This is a genomic window from Segeticoccus rhizosphaerae (genome assembly GCF_005222685.1).
In the GTDB taxonomy this organism is placed as follows: Bacteria; Actinomycetota; Actinomycetes; order Actinomycetales; family Dermatophilaceae; genus Segeticoccus; species Segeticoccus rhizosphaerae.
In genome coordinates this window covers 1-733 of record NZ_SWMA01000106.1, presented here as the reverse complement: position 1 = coordinate 733, position 733 = coordinate 1, and the positions used below count along the sequence as shown (strand labels likewise).

The 733-nt window shown below is 78.0% G+C and carries 1 protein-coding gene; it reads left to right on the top strand.

Annotated elements, in window-relative coordinates; genetic code table 11:
- A partial coding sequence (locus tag FCN22_RS21505) for a DUF222 domain-containing protein (RefSeq protein WP_137123604.1) occupies window positions 1–733 on the top strand: 733 nt, incomplete at both ends.

Sequence of the window (733 nt, the reverse complement as noted above, 5' to 3'; positions counted from 1 at the left end):
TGGCGGCGGTGCAGGTGGTGCGGATCGCGCAGTTCGCCGCGCGCGGCCGGGTCCGCGACGCCGGGTCGGGGGCGTGGGTGGAGCGAGACTTCGGGGTCGGGCACACCGAGGAGTTCGCCGGCACCGAGGTCGGCCCGCTGCTGGGCCTGTCGCCGGGGTCGGCGGACCGGCGGATCGAGGTCGCCGCCGTCCTGGCCCGTAAGCTGCCGGGCACGCTGGCGGCGATGGCCGCCGGGCGGCTGGACCTGTGGCGGGCCGGCGTGATCGCCGAGGAGCTGCGCGACACCGCACCACAGGCCTGCGCGGCGGTGGAGGAGCTGATCTTCCCCGAGGTGTGCGGGGACCCGCCGCGGGCGGCCCGGGCCCGGGTCCGCCGGGCCCTGCTGCGGGTGGATCCGGACGGGCTGCGGAACAAGGCCGCCAAGACACGGCTGGAGCGGGGGGTGCGGCAGTGGGCCTCCGACCTGCCGGGGATGACCGAGTGGGCGGTCACCCTGCCCGCCGCCGACGCCGCGACGTGCTGGGCCGCGATCGACGCGCTGGCCCACCGCCGGCACGCCGACAGCGGCCCCGAGACCACCCGCGGTGGCGGGTCCGAGGACGTCTGGGAGCCGGGCCCCTGGGAGGACGGCGGCGCCACCGACGCGGAGTGGGCCGAGGTGATCGAGCTGTTCGCCGTCGACGACACCTGGGCCGACCGGCCCCCCGAGACCCCTCCCGACACCGACACCGA